At 35.1% G+C, this 268-nt stretch carries 1 pseudogene; it reads right to left on the bottom strand.

The window, feature by feature from the left end:
- Positions 1-213, bottom strand: a pseudogene (locus tag SB775_RS30075) (hypothetical protein); the annotation flags it as partial.
- Between the last annotated feature and the right edge of the window lie 55 nt (positions 214-268).

The raw sequence follows: 268 nt of genomic DNA on the forward strand, positions 1-268 counted from the left end.
TGCTAATTCAGCAAGCTCTAAAATCATATCCTCTTTCTGATTGACATCATCTTCAAAAATTACATAGATTTCATCCATTGGCTCATGTCCAAAACAGCAGTGACGAGTTTTCAAACCCAGCTTAAAATTTAAAATGTCTATTAAGTTAATTAGTTGTTTGTCGATACGGTCGTATGGAATATTGTTTTCCAGAAACTTCTCTCTAATTTTCATGGTGTCACACTCTCAAGTTCATCCATTGCTTTGTTGGCCAACTCATCTGCCTTTT

The sequence above is a fragment of the Peribacillus sp. SIMBA_075 genome, from assembly GCF_046534585.1.